2 protein-coding genes are annotated in these 1,513 nt (G+C 70.0%); both read left to right on the forward strand.

Features of this window, described 5'->3' with window-relative positions:
- On the forward strand, positions 1-454 hold a 454-nt coding region (locus DBR23_RS00625; RefSeq protein WP_146191177.1), incomplete at its 5' end, for an ABC transporter substrate-binding protein.
- A gap of 104 nt (positions 455-558) precedes the next feature.
- A partial coding sequence (locus tag DBR23_RS00630) for an aldehyde dehydrogenase family protein (RefSeq protein ID WP_233250202.1) occupies positions 559-1,513 on the forward strand: 955 nt, incomplete at its 3' end.

Here is a 1,513-nt window from a genome sequence, read left to right on the forward strand (position 1 = left end):
CCCCTTCACGGCCTTCACGCTGGACCAGCTCAACCTGCCGAGCCTGCAGGCCGCGGGCGTGAAGGGCGTGCTTGGCTCGGAAACAGCCGACTTCTGGGCGGCGGACCTGGACAACGCCGAGAACAAGCGCTTCGTCAAGGAATTCAATGCCAAGTACGGCCGCCTGCCGTCGAACTACGCCGCGACGTCCTACGACATGGTCACGCAGCTGAAGGCCGCCGTGGACGAACTGGGCGGCAACACCAAGGAAGCCGCGAAGCTGAGCGCGGCGCTGCGCAAGGCGGCCTACCGGTCCGTTCGCGGGGTCCAGTACCGGATCGGAAAGAACGGCTTCCCGGTCGACCGGTTCGTCGCGGTCGAAGTCGATGGAAGCGGACCCGTCTGGAGCCTCAAGTCCAAGGAGGTCGTGCTCGAGGGCACGGCCGATCCGCACCTGGCGGCTTGTCCGCTGTAGGCGAGAGGCGGCCGTGCCCGGTCGGGTGGCGCCGCCGCGCGGCGCGCCCCCGCAAGGGCCGCCCGTGTCCACCCCGTTTGTTCAGAAAGAGGATCCGAGCCACCATGTCGCAGTCAACTTCGCTGCCGAATCACGAGATGGGCGCCCGCAGCTACGGCCTGCACATTGCCGGCGAGGCCGTCGCGGCCGAGCCGGGACGTACCTTCGAGTCCTTCAACCCCACGACCGGGCGGCGCTGGGGCGACTTCGCCATCGCCGGCGCCGACCAGGTGGACCGGGCGGTGACGGCGGCCGCCAAGGCATTCCGCGGCCCCTGGTCCCGCATGTCCGCGACCGAGCGCGGCCGGCTGCTGATGCGCTGGGGCGACGCGATCGCGGAGAACGCGATGCACATCGGCGCGCTCGAGGCGACGCAGAACGGCAAGCTGGCCTCGGAGATGCAGACCCAGGCGCGCATCGTGCGCGACTGGCTCTGCTACTTCGGCGGCATGGCCGACAAGATCGAGGGCGCGGTCATTCCGGTCGCGCAGACGTCGGTGCTCAACTACACGCTCAAGGAGCCCCTGGGCGTGGTGGCCGTCATCGTGCCCTGGAACTCTCCGACGCTGCTGATGATCGAGTCGGCCGCGCCCGCGCTCGCCGCGGGCAACACCATCGTCGTCAAGCCCAGCGAGGTGACGTCGGCCTCGGCGATCGAGATCGCCCGGCTGGCGGAAAGCGTCGGCATCCCCCCCGGCGTCCTCAACGTCGTGACGGGGCTGAGGGAAACCGGGGAGGCGCTCGTCGGACACCCGCAGGTCCGCAAGATCTCCTTCATCGGCAGCACGGACGTGGGACGGGCCATCGCCGCCGAGGCGGGCAGGAAGCTCGTCCCGTGCACGCTCGAGCTGGGCGGCAAGAGCCCGAACATCGTCTTCGAGGACGCCGACATCGACCGCGCGGAAATCGGGGTGCTGGCCGGGATCTTCGCGGCGGCGGGCCAGACCTGCGTGGCGGGCTCGCGCGCCTACATCCACCGCCGCATCTACGACGAACTGGTCTCCCGCCTGGTGCGGCGGG

This window comes from Acidovorax sp. HMWF018, assembly GCF_003061035.1.
Classification (GTDB): Bacteria; Pseudomonadota; Gammaproteobacteria; order Burkholderiales; family Burkholderiaceae_C; genus Acidovorax; species Acidovorax delafieldii.